Origin of the sequence: Streptomyces sp. NRRL S-455, from assembly GCF_000717875.1 — a bacterium.
Classification (GTDB): Bacteria; Actinomycetota; Actinomycetes; order Streptomycetales; family Streptomycetaceae; genus Streptomyces.
This window is the reverse complement of sequence record NZ_JOCT01000034.1, coordinates 49,754-65,827: the sequence shown is the minus strand read 5'-3', so window position 1 is coordinate 65,827 and position 16,074 is coordinate 49,754. Positions and strand designations below refer to the sequence as shown.

Below are 16,074 nucleotides of genomic sequence, written 5' to 3'. Positions count from 1 at the left end.
CTTCCCGTGGGGTCACATCGCCGCCTTGCACCGTCCGGGCTCGACCGGGGCACCGGTGCCGCGGTCAGCATCCTGTCCGTCGCGGCCACCGCCCTGGCCGCGGTACCGGCCGCTGCCGTTCCGTACGACGACACCCGCGCCGAGGTGGACCGCCTCTACGAGCAGGCCGAGAAGGCCACCGAGGCCTACAACAAGGCCGACGAGCGCGCCGACGCGCTGCGCGCCGAGGCCGGCGCCGCCCGGGACCGGGTCGCCCGACAGCAGCAGCGCGTCAACTCCATGCGGGAGTCGCTCGGTTCGCTGGCCGGCGCCCAGTACCGGTCGGGCGGCCTCGACCCGTCCCTCGCCCTGCTGTTCTCCGACGACCCCGAGGAGTACCTCGACAGGGCCTCCCGGCTCGACCGGCTCACCGCCCACCAGGCCGGCCTGCTGGAGGAACTCCAGGAGGCCCTGCGCGAACTCGCCCACGACCGCGAGGAGGCCGCCGGGAAGCTGCGTGACCTGGAGAAGAGCCGCAAGGCGGTCCGGTCCCACAAGAAGACCGTCGAGCGGAAGCTGTCCGCTGCCCGGCGGCTGCTCAACTCCCTGCCGGCGAACGAGCGCGCCGCCTACGACCGCGCCTCCCGATCCGGCCGTGACGGCATGCCCTGGCCCGGGGCCGCCACCGCCGCCTCGGGGCGTGGTGCCGCCGCCGTCGCCGCCGCCCGTGCCGCGCTCGGCAGGCCCTACGTCTGGGGCGCCAACGGCCCCTCCGGCTTCGACTGTTCGGGCCTGATGCAGTGGTCGTACGCGCAGGCCGGGGTGGCTCTGCCGCGCACCTCGCAGGCCCAGCGGTACGCCGGGAGGCAGGTGCCGCTGTCCGAGGCGCGCCCCGGGGACCTGGTGATCTACCGGGGCGACGCGAGCCACGTCGGGATGTACATGGGCGACGGCCAGGTCATCCACGCGCCCTACCCCGGCGCGCCCGTGCGCTACGACCCGGTCGGGATGATGCCCATCTCGTCGGTCACCAGGGTCTGACCGGCGCGGCCCGGCGCCCGTACGATCGGGCAGGTGGCTGGTCGAAGGTCGGGATCCCCGGTAGTGGCGCTCGTACTGCTGCTCGTCGTCCTGACGGGATGCGGCGGCCGCTCCGCCGCGGACCCCGCCGTCGCCGACGTCCAGCGGCTCCTCGACCGCCGGGCCGCCGCCGTCCTCGACCACGACGAGCGGGCCTACGCGCGGACCGGCACGGCGCCGGATCTCGCCCGGCTGCACCATGTGCCCCTGGCCGACTGGTCGTACCGCGTGACCGGACTGCGCCGCACCGGCGGCACGGCCACCGCCGACGCCGAACTGCGCTACCGGCTCGCCGGGTACGACCGGGCCCCGGTGACCGTCGGCCGGACCCTGCGACTGAGCCGTGACGCCGACGGACGGTGGTCCGTCGACACCGACCGGCCCGCGAAGAAGTCCGCGCAGCAACTGTGGGACCAGGGCGCGGTGCGGGTCGTCCGAGGCGACCACAGTCTCGTTCTCGGCGTCGGGCAGTCCGGCCGGTCACTACGGGACTACGCGGAGCTGGCCGACCGCGCGGTGCCCGCCGTGTCGCGGGCGTGGGGCACGGACTGGGGCCGGCAGGTCGTCGTCCTCGTGCCGAAGTCGCTGGAGGGGATGGCCGGACTGCTCGGTTCGCCCGCCTCCTCCTACCGGGGGATCGCGGCGGTCACCACCGGCGAGACGGGCGCACCGGCCCGGGCACCGGCGGACCGCGTCATCGTCAACCCGGACGCCTTCTCCCTCCTCGGCGGCCCCGGCGAACAGGTGGTCGTCACCCACGAGACGACACACGTCGCCACCCGCCGGAACACCACCGCCGCCACCCCCCTCTGGCTGTCCGAGGGCTACGCCGACTGGGTCGGCTACCGGACCACCGACCGCACCCCGCGCGAGGCCGCGCCCGAGCTGGCCCGCGCCGTGACCCGGGGCCAGGCCCCGACCGGACTCCCCGACGACAAGGACTTCGGCTTCACCGGCGACGCGAGCCGCCTGGCCCACGCCTACGAGAGCGGCTGGACGGCCTGCCGGCTGATCGCCGACCGCTGGGGCGATGCCCGGCTGGCCGACTTCTACCGCGCGGTCGGGGAGCACCGGAAGCGGGAGGGGGCGGTGGAGGAGGCGATGCGGGAAGTGCTCGGGACGACCCCGGAGGAGTTCACCGGGTTGTGGCGGGAGTATCTGCGGGAGCAGTTCGGCTGACCGTGCCGGGACGGACGGGATCAGTCCGGCCGGCCGGCAGCGCGATCGCCTCCCGTCGGCAGGCTCGCTCCGCCTCGCCCGTGGCCCAGGCGCATGCCCTGGCGGAACAGGTCGTCCGTCTCCTCGGCGCGGACCGGTGCTCGCCTACGGCCTGACCGGCCTGGGACTGCCCGGCGTGTGCCTCGCGATGGCGCTCGCGACCGCGGTGCAGTGCGGGCTGGCGGGTGTGCGGTTCCGGCGCGATGGCCCGGTTCAGGAGGTGACCGGCGTCTCGTCGGTGCGGGCGGGATGAGCGGGCATCGGCGCCGGTGCGGTGCGCGGTACCGTCGCGCGCCACAGGGCGCGGGCCGCGAGGAGGGCGGCGGCGACCAGGAGGCCGTTGCGGAGGAACAGGAGCGTGAGGCCGAGGCCGTCGCTGGCCACCACGTTGGCGAAGTAGAGCGGGAACTCCAGGACCGTCACCAGGCAGGCGACCAGGACCAGGACGACCGGGGTCCGCATACGGCTCGCCGGGAAGTACAGGCACACCGCCGCGAGACCGACCAGCCACACCATGTACTGCGGGCTGATCACCCGGCTCGTCGTGGTGAACATCAGCACCGCCACGAAGGCCGCGTCGGCGACCGTGTGCTCCTCGAACCGCCTCGCCAGCAGACGCCACAGCACCAGCCAGGCGAAGGCCGCTCCCGTCAGGAAGAGCGCGCCGGTGCTCACCGCGCTGACGTACGGCCCGAGGAACTCGATCGAGCCGTAGTTCAGCAGCACGGTGCCCTCCCAGCCGAAGTGCCGGGCGACGTGGAAGACCAGCGCGCCCAGCGACTCCACCTCGGTGCCCCGGTCGCGCTGGGCGGTGAGGAAGGCGAAGCCGCCCGGCATGGCCAGGGCCAGCGCGCCCGTGACCGCGATGCCGGTCGCCAGCCCCGACACCCAGGTGGCGCGTCGGCGGGCGGCGAGCAGGAGCATGACCGGCCAGACCTTCAGCAGCGCCCCGAACGCGGCCAGGGCCCCCATCGCCCTCGGGTGCCGGGCGCCCGCGAGCAGCGCGGCCACCGCCACGGCCGTGACCATCACGTCGTAGCGCGCGTACACCGTCGGCCCGATCAGCGGTACGCCCGCCACCCACACCCAGGCGCCGCGCAGCGACCGGCCGGGGCGCCGACCCGCGTACGTCAGCAGCGCCAGCACCGCCAGGTCGGTGACGCAGACCAGGGCGTAGAACGCCGTCGCGTAGTCCAGGAAGGGCAGCAGGCCGGGGGAGAGGATCGCCAGCGCGGCGGCGGGCGGGTACTGCCAGGTGACGTCGCCCCGGGGAAACGTTCCGGTGCGCAGGACGTCATACCAGCCCTGGTAGATCACGGACACGTCGCTCGTGACGTCCGGGCCCGGGAACACGTACACCTTCAGCACGAACAGCAGCAGCACCAGCCTTGTGAGGCACCACGTCACCAGCAGCCATGCCGGGGACCACCTCGCGCCCGTCGCCCTCACCTGATCCCCGCCCGTCCATGTGCCGTATTCAGGGGCTCATGATGTCCCCGACAGCTGTGAGCGTGCCACAAGTGCCGGGGCGAACGGCCGAGAGGGGCTGTTCGATAGGGTCGGAGGCGTGCGCAAGACCCTGATCGTGACGAACGACTTCCCGCCCCGGCCGGGCGGCATCCAGGCGTTTCTGCACAACATGGCGCTGCGGCTGGACCCGCAGCGGCTGGTCGTCTACGCGTCGACCTGGAAGCGGAGCCGGGAGGGCGTCGAGGCGACCGCCGCCTTCGACGCCGAGCAGCCCTTCACCGTCGTACGGGACCGTACGACCATGCTGCTGCCCACGCCGGGCGTCACCCGGCGGGCCGTCGGGCTGCTGCGGGAGCACGGGTGCACGTCGGTGTGGTTCGGGGCGGCGGCGCCGCTCGGCCTGATGGCGCCGGCGCTGCGCGCCGCGGGCGCCGAGCGGCTGGTGGCCACCACGCACGGGCACGAGGCCGGCTGGGCCCAGCTGCCCGCGGCCCGGCAGCTGCTGCGCCGGATCGGCGACTCCACGGACACCATCACCTACCTCGGCGAGTACACCCGCTCGCGGATCGCGACCGCGCTCACGCCGGACGCGGCCTCGCGCATGGCGCAGCTGCCGCCGGGCGTCGACGAGAAGACGTTCCATCCCGCCTCGGGCGGTGACGAGGTCCGGGCCCGGCTGGGGCTGACGGACCGCCCGGTGGTGGTGTGCGTCTCACGGCTGGTGCGGCGCAAGGGGCAGGACACCCTGATCCGGGCCATGCCGCGCATCCTGGCCGCCGAGCCGGACGCCGTGCTGCTGATCGTCGGCGGCGGGCCGTACGAGCGGGACCTGCGGCGACTCGCCCACGAGACGGGCGTCGCCGCGTCCGTCCGCTTCACCGGCGCGGTGCCCTGGGCCGAGCTGCCCGCCCACTACGGCGCCGGCGACGTCTTCGCCATGCCGTGCCGTACCCGCCGGGGCGGCCTCGACGTCGAGGGCCTCGGGATCGTCTACCTGGAGGCCTCGGCGACCGGGCTGCCGGTCGTGGCCGGTGACTCGGGAGGAGCACCGGACGCGGTCCTGGACGGGGAGACCGGCTGGGTGGTGCGGGGCGGCTCCCCGGCGGAGGCGGCCGACCGCATCGTCACGCTCCTTTCGGACGCCGAACTGCGGCGCCGCATGGGGGAGCGGGGGCGCGAGTGGGTGGAGGAGAAGTGGCGCTGGGACCTGCTGGCGGACAAGTTGAAAACTTTGCTGTGAGCGGGGTCCCCGCACTCTAGGCGGAACGTGGAAATCCGCACATGCTGCGCGCATGACAGCAAAACTGATGCAACGTCAGCTGACGAGACGTCAAATCCTCGGCATGGTGGCCCTTCAGGGGGCAGCGGCGGCGGGTCTCACCCGTATCGGTCTTCAGTCCGCCACTGCGGCCGAACCGTCCGAACCGGCCGCCGTGGACAACGCGCCCGCCATCGTCGTCGGTTCGGGTTACGGCGGTGCCGTGGCCGCCCTCCGCCTCGGCCAGGCCGGCATCCGCACCCTCGTCCTCGAGATGGGCCGCCTCTGGAACACCCCCGGCCCCGACGGCAAGGTCTTCTGCTCCACCACTGCCCCCGACCGGCGCTCCATGTGGTTCCGGACCCGCACCGAGGCCCCGCTGGCCACGTTCCTCTGGCTCGACCTGGTCAACCGGGACATCAGTGCCTACCCGGGCGTCCTGGACCGGGTGCACTACGACCACATGTCCGTGTACGTCGGACGGGGCGTCGGCGGCGGCTCCCTGGTCAACGGAGGCATGGCGGTGACCCCGCTCCGCTCCTACTTCGCCGAGCAGTTCCCGACCGTGGACACCGCGGAGATGTACCGCACCTACTTCCCGCGCGCCCGCTCCATGCTGGGAGTCAACACCGTCGACCCGGCGTGGTTCGAGTCCACCGAGTGGTACCGCTTCACCCGGATCTCCCGCGCCCACGCGGACAAGGCCGGCCTGAAGACCACCTTCGTGCCGAACGTCTACGACTTCGGCCACATGGAGCGCGAGGCGGCCGGCACGGCCACCAGGTCGGCTCTCGCGGGTGAGGTCATCTACGGCAACAACCACGGCAAGCGCAGCCTCGACAAGACCTACTTGGCCTCCGCGCTCGGCACCGGGAACGTCACCCTCCACACCATGGAGCGGGTGACGTCGATCAGCAGGGCGGCCGACGGGACGTACGTACTGACCGCCCAGCGGATCGACGACACCGGCACCGTCGTCGGGACCAAGGAGTACGGCTGCAGGTACCTCTTCCTCGCCGGCGGAAGCATCGGTACCACCGAACTCCTCGTCCGAGCCCGGGAGTCGGGCACGCTCCCCGCCCTGGACGCCGGAGTGGGCACGGGGTGGGGCACCAACGGCAACGTGATGCTCGGCCGGGCCAACCACGTGTGGGACACGGTCGGCGCGAACCAGTCGACCATGCCGGTCATGGGCATCGACGACTGGGCCAACACCGACAACCCCGTCTTCGCCGAGATCGCGCCCCTGCCCGTGGGGCTGGAGCACTGGGTCAGCCTCTATCTGGCGATCACCAAGAACCCCGAGCGGGCGTCCTTCGCGTACGACGCGGCGAGCGGTGCCGTGCGGCTCGGGTGGAGCGCCGCGCAGAGTGCCGTGTCGGTGGGCATGGCGAAGAAACTGTTCGACCGGATCAACAGGGCCAACTCCACGATCTACCGGTACGACCTGTTCGGCTCGCCGAGCAAGGTCTTCGCCGACGACTTCACCTACCACCCGCTGGGCGGCTGCGTACTGGGCCGGGCGACGGACGACTACGGGCGGGTGAAGGGCTACTCCGGGCTGTACGTCACCGACGGCTCGCTCGTGCCCGGGTCCATCGGGGTCAACCCGTTCGTGACCATCACGGCCCTCGCCGAACGCACGATGGCGCGGGTCCTCGCGGAGGACACCGCGCCCTGAGGGTGGCCCGGCCACGCCTCACATGTACTGGAAGTAGCGGTCGAACCAGGCTGGCGGAAGATCGTCTTCCTCTTCTTCCTCCTCGTCTGCGGACGCGGCCGCCAATGCCGCCAGAATCGCCTCGCCGGCCTCGTCGTCTCCCAGGGGAGTCGGTCCGTCGTACGGCTCCATGAGCAGTTCGATGGGCACGTAGATGCAGCCGAGTTCCGCACACAGCTCGTCGAGCCAGGTCACGAACTCGTCGCCCAGGCCTTCCTCGCAGCCGGGCAGACCCCATCGCCTCCCCGTTCCCGCGGTGACGAAGGGGCCGAAATTGCTGATCGCCATCTGCAGGGGCCGGCCCGTCCCCGTGGCCTCACCAGGGACCGAGACGACACCGAGGAAGCTCGAGTCCTGTCCCATGCCGGCCGACACGGACGGCCCGAACCGCCGCTCCGCGGCGTCGGCGAACTGCCGAAAGCGCTGCCGGGCGGCCGGAACGTCGTAATCCCGCGGCATCTCCCGGTGTTCGGGGTCGGGGTCGTCCAACTCGCGCAGGAGCTCTCGGAGATGGTCCGCGGAGTGCACAGAGGGCCACCGATCGAAATCAGTCAAAGCTTTGGCCAAAGGTGTCCATGAACCTACTGTGAAGGTCATAAGTCGTAGGTAAAGATCAGAAGGTGCCGGGGTGACCTCCCGGCCGGGGGAAGAGCGGGGGACGCGCACAAGGGGGAGCGCGGCAGGCCGTCCACGGGCAGGTAACTGAGACCGCGCGGCGGCAATCGCCTGGAACGCGCGATGACCGATCAGACTCGCCCAGTTCGCCGCGACCACCGCCCACGCCTTGCTCCCGGTCGTCGATGAGGACGCCGTCAGAGGCCCCCGCTGAAGTCAGTCATGCAGGGATGAGGAGCGACGCGTTGAATGTCAGATGGGGAGCCGCGCCGGTGTGGCGCGGCTTCGTGGCGACGCTGTTGGCCCTGGCAGTGGTCCTGGGCGCCGACCTGCGTCCCGCCGCGGCCGACGACAGTGAACCACCGTTCGAAAGAGTGGACGTTCTCGAAGCCTGGAAGTACGGCGGTCCGGGCGTACGGAAGGCTGCGGAGGCAGCCCTGCTCGGGTCCCCCGAGGACATCCAGAGGTTCATGGCCGAGGACTTGCCGGTCGTCTGGGAAGAGGACCTGCGCGTGCAGGTCGCCCAGGTCATGGCGATCGGAGGCCCGGCGGTGCGTGAGGCGGCCAACGCCGCCCTGAGCGGCGGCGCCGAGGAACTCCGGGCCTTCCTGGACGGTTCCTTCGGCCCGGCCCACGACGAGGACCTGCGCGTCCGCGTGGCGCAGGCCATGGCCTTCGGCGGCCCGGGCGTGAAGGAAGCGGGCAGCAAGGCGCTGGACGGCACCGCCGACGACTGGACCGCGTTCCTCCAGGACGGCCAGTACAAGGCACGCGACGACGACAACCGGGTCCGCGTCGCCCAGCTGCTCGCGTCGAGCGGCCCTAACGTGAAGAAGCTCGCCGGACAGGCCCTCGACGGCACGGCCGAGGACGTCCAGGAGTTCCTGGACCACGGCTGGGCGATCGCCGCCGCGCGTGATCAGGAGACGCTCTCGGTCACCCAGCTCGCCGAACTCGCCGAGAAGGCGCAGAAGCAGGCGAAGGAGCTGACCGAAACCGCCAAGGAGGAGGCGGCCAAGGCCGAGAAGGCCACCGAAGCGGCCAAGGAAGCGGCCCTGGTCGCGGCCAAGGAGGCCCAGGAGGCCAAGTCGTCGGCCGGCAGGGCGGCGGCAGCGGCGTCCCGGGCCGCCGCCGCCGCGAACCGTGCGGCCCAGTCCGCCCGTACGGCGGTGTCCGCGGCCGCGGCCGCGAACGCCACGGCACGAGTGGCCGCCACTGCCGCAGCTCAGGCCGCCTATGCCGCCAGCAGGGCCGGCAACGCCGCCTCCGCGGCCAGATCCGCGGCCGCCGCGACGGCGGCTGACGCCGCTCGGGCCCACGAGGCACGGAAGGCCGCGGACAAGGCCAACGCCGCCGCCTCGGGGGCTCGGAAGGCGGCGGACGCGGCCGACCAGGCCGGCATCGCCGCCGACAACGCGGCGAAGGCGGCCTCGGCCGCGGCCAGCGCGGGCGTCAACGCCGCTGCCGCCGCCGCTGCTGCCGCCGACGCCGGTCACTGGGCCGGTGAGGCGGGGGCCAAGAGCGACGAGGCGGCCGCCGCGGCGGCCCGCGCCAAGCGGCTCGCCGACCAGGCCACTCGAGCCGCCAACGCCGCCCAGGTCAACGCCAATCAGGCCGCCAAGGCCGCCCGGCAGTCGCGGGACGCGGCCAATGACGCCGCCGCGCACGCGACGGCCGCGGCGACGGCGGCCAACCTGGCCGCCGACAATGCGAGCGAGGCGGTGGACGCCGCCAAGGAGGCCACCGCTGCCGCGAACGGGGCCACCGGGGCCGCCGACAACGCGCTGAAGGCGGCCGAGCAGGCTTCGGCCGTGGTGGAGCTGGCCCGCAAGGCCGACGCCGAGAGACTGGCCCAGCAGCGGGACGAGGAGGTCCTGGCGGCCGAGGAGGCCCGACGGGCCCATGAGGCCCGGAAGGCCACCGCCGCCTACGAGATCGGACACCGCCAGCAGCTCACCGCCGCCACTCAGAAGCTGATCACCGAGGCCGCGGCGGCCTCGGACCCGGCGGTCACGGCCGCCAAGGGGCGACAGGCCGCGGTCAACTTGCTGAGCAGTGGCGGAAACTGGGTACGGGACGCCGCCGAGACCGCCCTGTCGGGCACCGACGAGGACGTCGCCGAGTTCGTCCGCGCCAGGCTGACCGTGGCCCTGGAGCAGGACGACCGCGCCAGCGTGGCGCACATCGCCGCGACCACCACGGTCCCCGCCCAGCAGCAGGCCGCTCTGGAAGCGCTCGACCAACCGATCGACCGGGTGAGGGAGTTCCTGCGCACCCGCGCCTACCCGGGCAAGGAGGACGACGACCGGGTCGCCGTCGCCAGGATCGCCGCCCAGGGCGGCCCCGGTGTCAAGGCCGCCGCGAGCAAGGCCCTGGACGGTACCGCGGCGGACGTGGCGCACTTCCTGGAGACCGGGCAGCACCAGGCCCGTGAGGACGACGACCGCGTGGCGGTGACCCAAGCCCTCGCCGCCGGCGGCCCCGAGGTCCAGGCCGCGGCACAAGCCGCGCTGTCCGGACCGCCGTCCGGGCTGCGCAGCTTCCTGGACGTCGGAGTGCACAAGGCACGGCAGCGCGACGCCAACGCCGCCGCCCACATCGCCGAGGTCAGCGTCCTGCTGAAGGCCGCCTACAAGTCGGCGCACCTCGCCCACAAGGACGCCGCCGAGGCCCAGAAGGTGGCCGCGGAAGCCCGCAAGGACGCCGCCAAGGCCGTCGAGTGGGCCGACAGGGCCAAGAAGTCCGCCGCGCAGGCGGACACCTACGCCAAGGAGGCCGACAAGTCCGCCGACCAGGCTCAGAAGTCCGCCGACCAGGCCGCCGAATCCGCCAGGACGGCCAGGAACGCGGCGGCGGCCGCCCGGCAGGACGCCAGGTCGGCGGCCCGTTCGGCGGAACGCGCCCAGCACTCCGCCGCTGTCGCCGGGGACTACGCCTATCAGGCCGGACTCGCCTCCTACCAGGCCGGCCTCGCCGAGGAGGCAGCGGGCAAGGACGCCGCGGCGGCCGCCAAGGCCGAGACGGAGGCCATGAAGACCGCCGCCGACAAACTCGTGGCGGAACTGAAGGCCCAGATCAAGCAGGAGGCCCAGGAGGCCAGCAAGCCCCTGTCAGACGACGAGCTCCGCAGGACTCTGGAAAAGCGGCTGGTGAGCGTCCGGCACAGTCTCATGTCGGAGGGGGACCTGAAGCCGGGTGAAACCCTCCTGGTCTGCGGTGCCGACGGCGGCGGGGGGATGGGCTGCATCACCAGCACGTACCTCGACCGCCTGATCGCCTGGTTCGTGGGCGCCGAGGAGATCGAGAAGTGCCTCACCACCAAGTCGGTCAGGTGTCTGGACGACCTGGCCCTCGGCGCACTCAAGCTCAAGCTGCTCAAGAAGCTGCCCTGCCAGAAGAGCAGCTTCGTCCCGGGCACCCGGGTACTGCTGGGGGACGGCCGGACCAAGGCGATCGAGGACGTCCGCGTCGGCGACCGGGTGCTGGCCACCGACCCCGACTCGGGCCGCACACGGGTCGAGCCGGTCGAGGCGACGATCACCAGCCGGGGCGAGAAGAAGCTCGTGCGGGTCACCGTACCGGCGCACGGCCCCGGACCGTCGGCGACGGTGACCGCCACGGACAAGCACCGTTTCTGGACAGAAGGCGCCACCGGCGCCTGGCGTGAGGCGGCGCGACTCGACGCCGGTACAGCGCTGAGGACGTCGGCAGGTGCGCGGGTACCGGTCACCTCGGTGAATTCCTGGGCCGTGAAGGACCAGCGCGTCCACAATCTGACGATCGCCGACATCCCCACGTACTACGTGGTGGCCGGTTCCACCCCGGTCCTCGTGCACAACGACCGGTGCCCCAACGGGCGCTTGTCGGATGCCTTGCCCGACGGGATGAGCAACAACATCGCTGCGGCCTACGACTTGTACAAGCAGGGCATGCTCGTGTCGCACGACGTCTACAAGGGAATCGAGCATCCGAAATGGAAGGGCGCCCTCGAGTACCGGGTTCCGGGCGGAAAAGAAACTGACAGGATTCTGGTCATGAAGAAGAACGGAATTGAGATCATCGGATGGACGTCGACCCATTATCGGAAGATTCAGCGATTCACTGCCCCGCATTTCCCTGACTGGGGCTGGCGGAAGAAGCGTTAGGGAATGGGTGGCATGATTTCGTACCGACTGGTCGACGAGGAGTCCGGCGATGTCCTGCTGACAGCGGAGGACATTCGAGACTTCTTCGTGGATCAGGACCTGGGGACAGCGCAGAGGTTCACCTTCGTCAGGGTCCACCGAATGGAGATCACCCGGAGGAAGTCCGAGGGAACGGAGCTCCAGGTCGTCGACCGGAACGAGGAGCCAATCGGGAAGTACTACCTGGGGAGGGTGGAGAGAGCCTCCCGTGAAGTGCCGGAGGTGGGCCCCGGAAATTACCCCGATGTGGACTTCTTCGGATACACGTGCGAGTACCCGAAGGCCGGGGAGATCTGGAAGAAGTGGGCGGAGGGCGTCGAGCGCGGTGATTGGGCCCGGCAGCCATCCGAATGGCACGGGAGCTGGCTGCACGTCGCGCAGACCGCCTGGTTCACCTCGGGCAAACGGGCGACTCGCTACGAAACCCGGGAAACGGTCTTCCTGGACGGCACCTGGATCACTACCAGGGACGCCTTCTTCTGCGCATTGGGAGAAGCAGTCAATGGAGTCGGCGGATATTTCGGATCGAGTCACGGTGGGCTTATCGACTGCCTGCGGACCGCACAGCGGGAACACGCTCCCCCATTTCGCCTGGTGTGGCGTGATTTCGCCTCTTCGCGTCATGCCTTGGGAAACGAGTTCACCGATGCCGTGGTGTCCGCGTTCCAGGAGCACGGCGTGGCAGTGACACCAGAGGAAAACCGAGCAAGCGAGTGAGCGGATATCGATGAGGAAGCATGCCGTGATATCGGCGGGATCACACCGTAAGAGACACATCGGCACTGCCCTCGCGGCGGTGGCCGCAGGCACACTGGCGTGGTGCGCGGTGGCGGGCGGGGCACCCGCCGGGCAGGACACCAGGTCCGGGGCGGTCACCCCGGTGGTCGACGAAGCCCCCGGCTACGCCGTGGAGGACTTCAACCACCCGCAGGCCGACAAGATCCTCCAGGAGCAGGGCATCGTCCTCAAGCGCGGCGACGGCCACATCACGCTCGCCGACTGCGCGAGCGGGCCCGGCCTGCTGGAGGTGACGGCACGCGAGAAGGCCAGGATCTGCTTCAAGGTCGTGGGCACCTCCGGCTGGCTGACCATGGAGATCCCCGCCGTCTACGCGATCAGGGGCAACGACTACACGACCGAGGTCGACATGACCGTCGGCAACGAGAAGAAGTCGTTCGACATCGAGAAGAACACCTGGACCCCGGTCGGCGAGGGCAACGACGAGCAGGGCCGCCGGCACGTGCTCGTGGAGATCAGGACGTCCAAGTAGCGATCAGCCGACCGCCCCTGCCGGATCTTTCATCAAGGAACCACGTGACACACCACTCCAGACCCGTGCGCCTGGCCGCACTGGGCGCCTCCCTGCTGATGTGCGGCGCCGTCCCGGCCGCCGCCGTCACCGGACCCTCGACACCTGCCTCCGAGACCACCTACGCCTACGCGGCACAGGTCATCGTCGGTGACCATCACCGCGGCTGCTCCGGAGCCCTGGTCGGCGCCGAGTGGCTGATGACCGCAGCCAGTTGCTTCGTCGACAACCCCGCCGCCGGCCTCGCGGTGCCGGCCGGCAAGCCGCAGCGGAAGACCACCGCCACCATCGGCCGCTCCGATCTCACCAGCTCCACCGGCGCGGTCCGCGAGGTCGTCGAGCTGGTGCCCCGCACGGACCGGGACGTGGTGCTGGCCCGACTCGACCGCCCGGTCACCGGTGTCGCTCCGATCGCCCTGGCCACCACGGCGCCCGCGGCCGGCGAGGACCTGAAGCTCGCCGCGTACGGCCGCAGCAAGACCGAGTGGGCGCCCCTGAACCTGCACACCGGTACGTTCTCCGTGAACGCCGCCACCGCCACCACGGCCACGGTCACCGGCAAGGACGGCGTGTCCGCCTGCATGGGCGACACCGGCGGTCCCCTGGTCCGGGCGGCGGGCGGCACGCATCAGCTGGTCGCCCTCAGCAGCCGCTCCTATCAGGGTGGTTGCTTCGGTATCGCCGATACCGAGACCCGCACCGGTGGCATCGCCGCCCGGGTCGACGACCTGGCCGCCTGGGTGCAGACCAGGACGGCCGCGGCCCGCATCACCGACTTCAACTGCGACGGCGTCCGCGACACCGCCGTCGCCGACCCCGACGCGGCCGTCGGCGGCGACGCGGGCGCGGGGCTGGTCCGGGTCGTGTACGGCGGCGGCAAGGGCACCGCCGAGATCACCCAGGACCTCGAGGCGGTGCCGGGCGGCTCGGAGGCGAAGGACCGGTTCGGCTCCTCGCTCGCCACGTTCGACCACAACCTCGACGGCTGCACCGACCTCGTCGTCGGCGCCCCGTCCGAGGACCTGGGAACGGCCTCTGACGCCGGCATGGTCAACGTCCTCTACGGCGCCCCGGCGGGGCTGACCACCGGCAAGGCGGCCGTCAGCCTGGAACAGGGCTCCGGCAGCGGTGCTCTCGCCTCCATGGGGTCCGAGTCCGGCGACCAGTTCGGCGCCGCCCTCGTCGCCGGCACCACGCTCTCCGGTGAGCCGTACCTGGCCGTCGGAGCGCCCGGCGAGGACGCCGCCGGGGGCGCGACCGACGCGGGCGGGGTCATCTACGTGCGAGGCACCGGCACCACCAACGTCCTGATCCACCAGGACAAGTCGGGCGTGCCGGGTGCGATGGAGGCGGGCGACAAGTTCGGCTCCTCCCTCGCCGGTTCGCCGCAGCACCTCGTGGTGGGCGCCCCGGGCGAGGCCATCGGCACGCTGGCCGCCGCCGGTGGTGTCTCCCTGTTCAGCCACACCCTCAACGCCGACAAGCTGCCGACCGGCGTGACCGGTCTCGACCAGGACCTCGACACCGTCGAGGGTGGCGCGGAGGCCGACGACCGGTTCGGCGCGTCGCTGGCCCTGGCGCAGTACCGGGCAGGCGCCTCCGCGAACGGCACCGAGTCGATCCTGGCCGTCGGCTCGCCGGGCGAGGACGGCTCCCAGACGGCCAACGCGGGCCGCGTCGACACCTTCCGTCTCACCGCCTCCGGGTTCACCCAGATCTCCGGCATCTACCAGGGCGCCACCGGCGTCCCGGGCGCCACCGAGGCCAATGACAACTTCGCCCAGTCCCTGTCGGCCGTGAACACCGCCCCGGGCGCGGTCAGCACCGCGCAGAACACGCTGCTCGCGGTGGGCGTGCCCGGCGAGGACAGCACCGGCGCGACCGACGGCGGCACGGTCTACACCTTCAGCCTGACCAACGGCGCCTTCATCAACACGGTGTACCCGGGCAAGTTCGGCATCCCCGGTGCCCTGGCCAACGGGCAGAAGGTGGGCACGGCCCTGCACGCCACCGGTTCCGAGCTCTACCTCGGTCTGCCCAACGGGCCCGTCTCTCACGGCTCCGCGCACGCCGTGCCGTGGGGCAACGTCCTCAGCGGCGGCACCCAGCCGGTCACCACGTTCCAGCCGGGCACGGGCGGCCTGCCCGCGGCCGGTGAGACGTTCGGCTCCGTGATCCGCTGACGCGCCGAGGTCCCGGCCGCATCACGGCCGGTCCGGCGGCAGCTCCCAGCCGTCGCCGGACCGGCCGTCCACCCCCCTCTTCTTCGTCTGGAAGCACACACCCATGCGCCGCTTACTGCTGCCCGCGCTCGCCGCCCTCACCGTGGCCGGCGCCGCCGCCCTCTCCACCACCGCGACGACGGCTCCGGCCGCTCAGGGTGCCCGCACGACGCAGGAAGTGCAGGCCGGAGCCACGAAGGCCACCCACAAGTACGGCACCCACGCCCGGCAGACCCTCGACGCCCATTGGAACGCGAGCAGCTCCGGGCCAAAGCCCGCGCTGGTTCTGATCCACGGCGGCTACTGGTACCACCAGACCGACTGGTCCTCCTCGGCGGAGCGCTTCGCGGCCGAGGGCTTCCAGGTGTTCGCCATCAGGTACCGGCTCAACTTCGAGGCCGCCTGGCCGGCCCAGCGCGACGACGTCGCGGACGCCGTCGCCTGGATCCGTTCGCACGCCGCCGATTTCGACGTCGACCCGGACCGTGTGCTGCTCCTCGGCTCCTCGGCCGGCGGCCAGCTCGCCACCGACGCGGCGACGCACGGCGCGGGCGCCCTGCGGCTCAAGGGCGTGGTCGCCCTCTCGCCCGTCGCCTCGCCCTACCGGGCGTGGAACGACGGCAACACCTCCACCGACGCCAAGAAGCGCAAACTCCGCGACAACTCGGCCATCCTCGCCCGCTGCTACCCCGACTCCGGCGACACCTCGACCACGCTCCACCCCTCCTGCTGGGACACCTGGCGCAGCATGGTCTCCAAGAACTGGGTCGACCCGGCCGACGCCCCGATGTACCTGATCCACTCCGAGGACGACTTCGTGCCGCCCGTGCACTCCACCGACCTGAAGGCCACGGCCGAGGACAAGGGGGTGCCCAGCGGCCGGATCCAGACGCAGGTCGTCGCCGGGTCCGCGCACGGCGGCTCCCTGCTGAGCGAGCCGGGCGTGTACGACCGCGTCGTCGCCTGGCTGAAGAGCAAGGCATAGGTGCCGTGCCGTCCTCGCGCCGATCACGACGCGA

General features: G+C 71.9%; 11 protein-coding genes. 9 read left to right on the top strand and 2 right to left on the bottom strand.

All coding sequences use genetic code 11. The annotated features are described in order from the left end of the window. Window positions 1-6: 6 nt before the first annotated feature. Window positions 7-1,020, top strand: a complete 1,014-nt coding sequence (locus IE97_RS0133940; RefSeq protein ID WP_030249436.1) for an NlpC/P60 family protein — start codon at window positions 7-9, stop codon at window positions 1,018-1,020. Between the two features lie 33 nt (window positions 1,021-1,053). Next, complete coding sequence (locus tag IE97_RS0133935) at window positions 1,054-2,238, top strand: hypothetical protein (protein ID WP_030249434.1); 1,185 nt, start codon at window positions 1,054-1,056, stop codon at window positions 2,236-2,238. A gap of 252 nt (window positions 2,239-2,490) precedes the next feature. Here IE97_RS0133935 and IE97_RS0133930 read toward each other — a convergent pair whose 3' ends face one another. After that, complete coding sequence (locus tag IE97_RS0133930; protein ID WP_030249431.1) at window positions 2,491-3,726, bottom strand: glycosyltransferase family 87 protein; 1,236 nt, start codon at window positions 3,724-3,726, stop codon at window positions 2,491-2,493. A 118-nt stretch (window positions 3,727-3,844) separates the two neighbouring features. Between IE97_RS0133930 and IE97_RS0133925 the strand changes: the two genes are divergently transcribed. Continuing rightward, entirely contained in the window at window positions 3,845-4,987 is a 1,143-nt protein-coding gene (locus IE97_RS0133925; protein ID WP_030249427.1) for a glycosyltransferase family 4 protein, read from the top strand. A gap of 103 nt (window positions 4,988-5,090) precedes the next feature. Further along, window positions 5,091-6,686 (top strand): GMC oxidoreductase, encoded by a 1,596-nt coding sequence (locus tag IE97_RS0133920; RefSeq protein ID WP_030249425.1) that lies wholly within the window; start codon window positions 5,091-5,093, stop codon window positions 6,684-6,686. An 18-nt stretch (window positions 6,687-6,704) separates the two neighbouring features. Here the strand turns inward: IE97_RS0133920 and IE97_RS39525 are convergent, their stop codons facing one another. Further along, window positions 6,705-7,253: a hypothetical protein gene (locus IE97_RS39525; protein ID WP_051705225.1), complete on the bottom strand. Its 549-nt coding sequence runs from the start codon at window positions 7,251-7,253 to the stop codon at window positions 6,705-6,707. Window positions 7,254-7,585: 332 nt separating this feature from the next. On the opposite strand from IE97_RS39525, the gene IE97_RS0133910 reads away from it, so the two are divergent. The 5 genes from IE97_RS0133910 to IE97_RS0133885 all read left to right on the top strand — a co-directional run bounded on the left by IE97_RS0133910 (window position 7,586) and on the right by IE97_RS0133885 (window position 16,040). Then, window positions 7,586-11,485, top strand: a complete 3,900-nt coding sequence (locus IE97_RS0133910; RefSeq protein ID WP_234331886.1) for a polymorphic toxin-type HINT domain-containing protein — start codon at window positions 7,586-7,588, stop codon at window positions 11,483-11,485. 12 nt (window positions 11,486-11,497) lie between these two features. Beyond that, window positions 11,498-12,241 (top strand): barstar family protein, encoded by a 744-nt coding sequence (locus IE97_RS39520; RefSeq protein ID WP_234331885.1) that lies wholly within the window; start codon window positions 11,498-11,500, stop codon window positions 12,239-12,241. Window positions 12,242-12,320: 79 nt separating this feature from the next. Further along, complete coding sequence (locus IE97_RS38880) at window positions 12,321-12,794, top strand: hypothetical protein (RefSeq protein ID WP_234310730.1); 474 nt, start codon at window positions 12,321-12,323, stop codon at window positions 12,792-12,794. A gap of 98 nt (window positions 12,795-12,892) precedes the next feature. Beyond that, the gene (locus tag IE97_RS0133895; RefSeq protein WP_051705226.1) at window positions 12,893-15,016 is read left to right on the top strand and encodes a S1 family peptidase; all 2,124 of its coding nucleotides are present in this window, start codon (window positions 12,893-12,895) and stop codon (window positions 15,014-15,016) included. 103 nt (window positions 15,017-15,119) lie between these two features. Beyond that, window positions 15,120-16,040, top strand: coding sequence for an alpha/beta hydrolase (locus IE97_RS0133885; RefSeq protein WP_037845218.1), 921 nt, complete (start codon window positions 15,120-15,122; stop codon window positions 16,038-16,040). Window positions 16,041-16,074: the final 34 nt, after the last annotated feature.

What these genes read in the sequence shown, in the direction of transcription:
- IE97_RS0133895 (WP_051705226.1), top strand. Translation starts at nt 12,893, where the DNA reads ATGTGCGGCGCCGTCCCGGCCGCCGCCGTCACCGGACCCTCGACACCT.
- IE97_RS39520 (WP_234331885.1), top strand. Translation starts at nt 11,498, where the DNA reads ATGATTTCGTACCGACTGGTCGACGAGGAGTCCGGCGATGTCCTGCTG.
- IE97_RS0133885 (WP_037845218.1), top strand. Translation starts at nt 15,120, where the DNA reads ATGCGCCGCTTACTGCTGCCCGCGCTCGCCGCCCTCACCGTGGCCGGC.
- IE97_RS0133920 (WP_030249425.1), top strand. Translation starts at nt 5,091, where the DNA reads ATGGTGGCCCTTCAGGGGGCAGCGGCGGCGGGTCTCACCCGTATCGGT.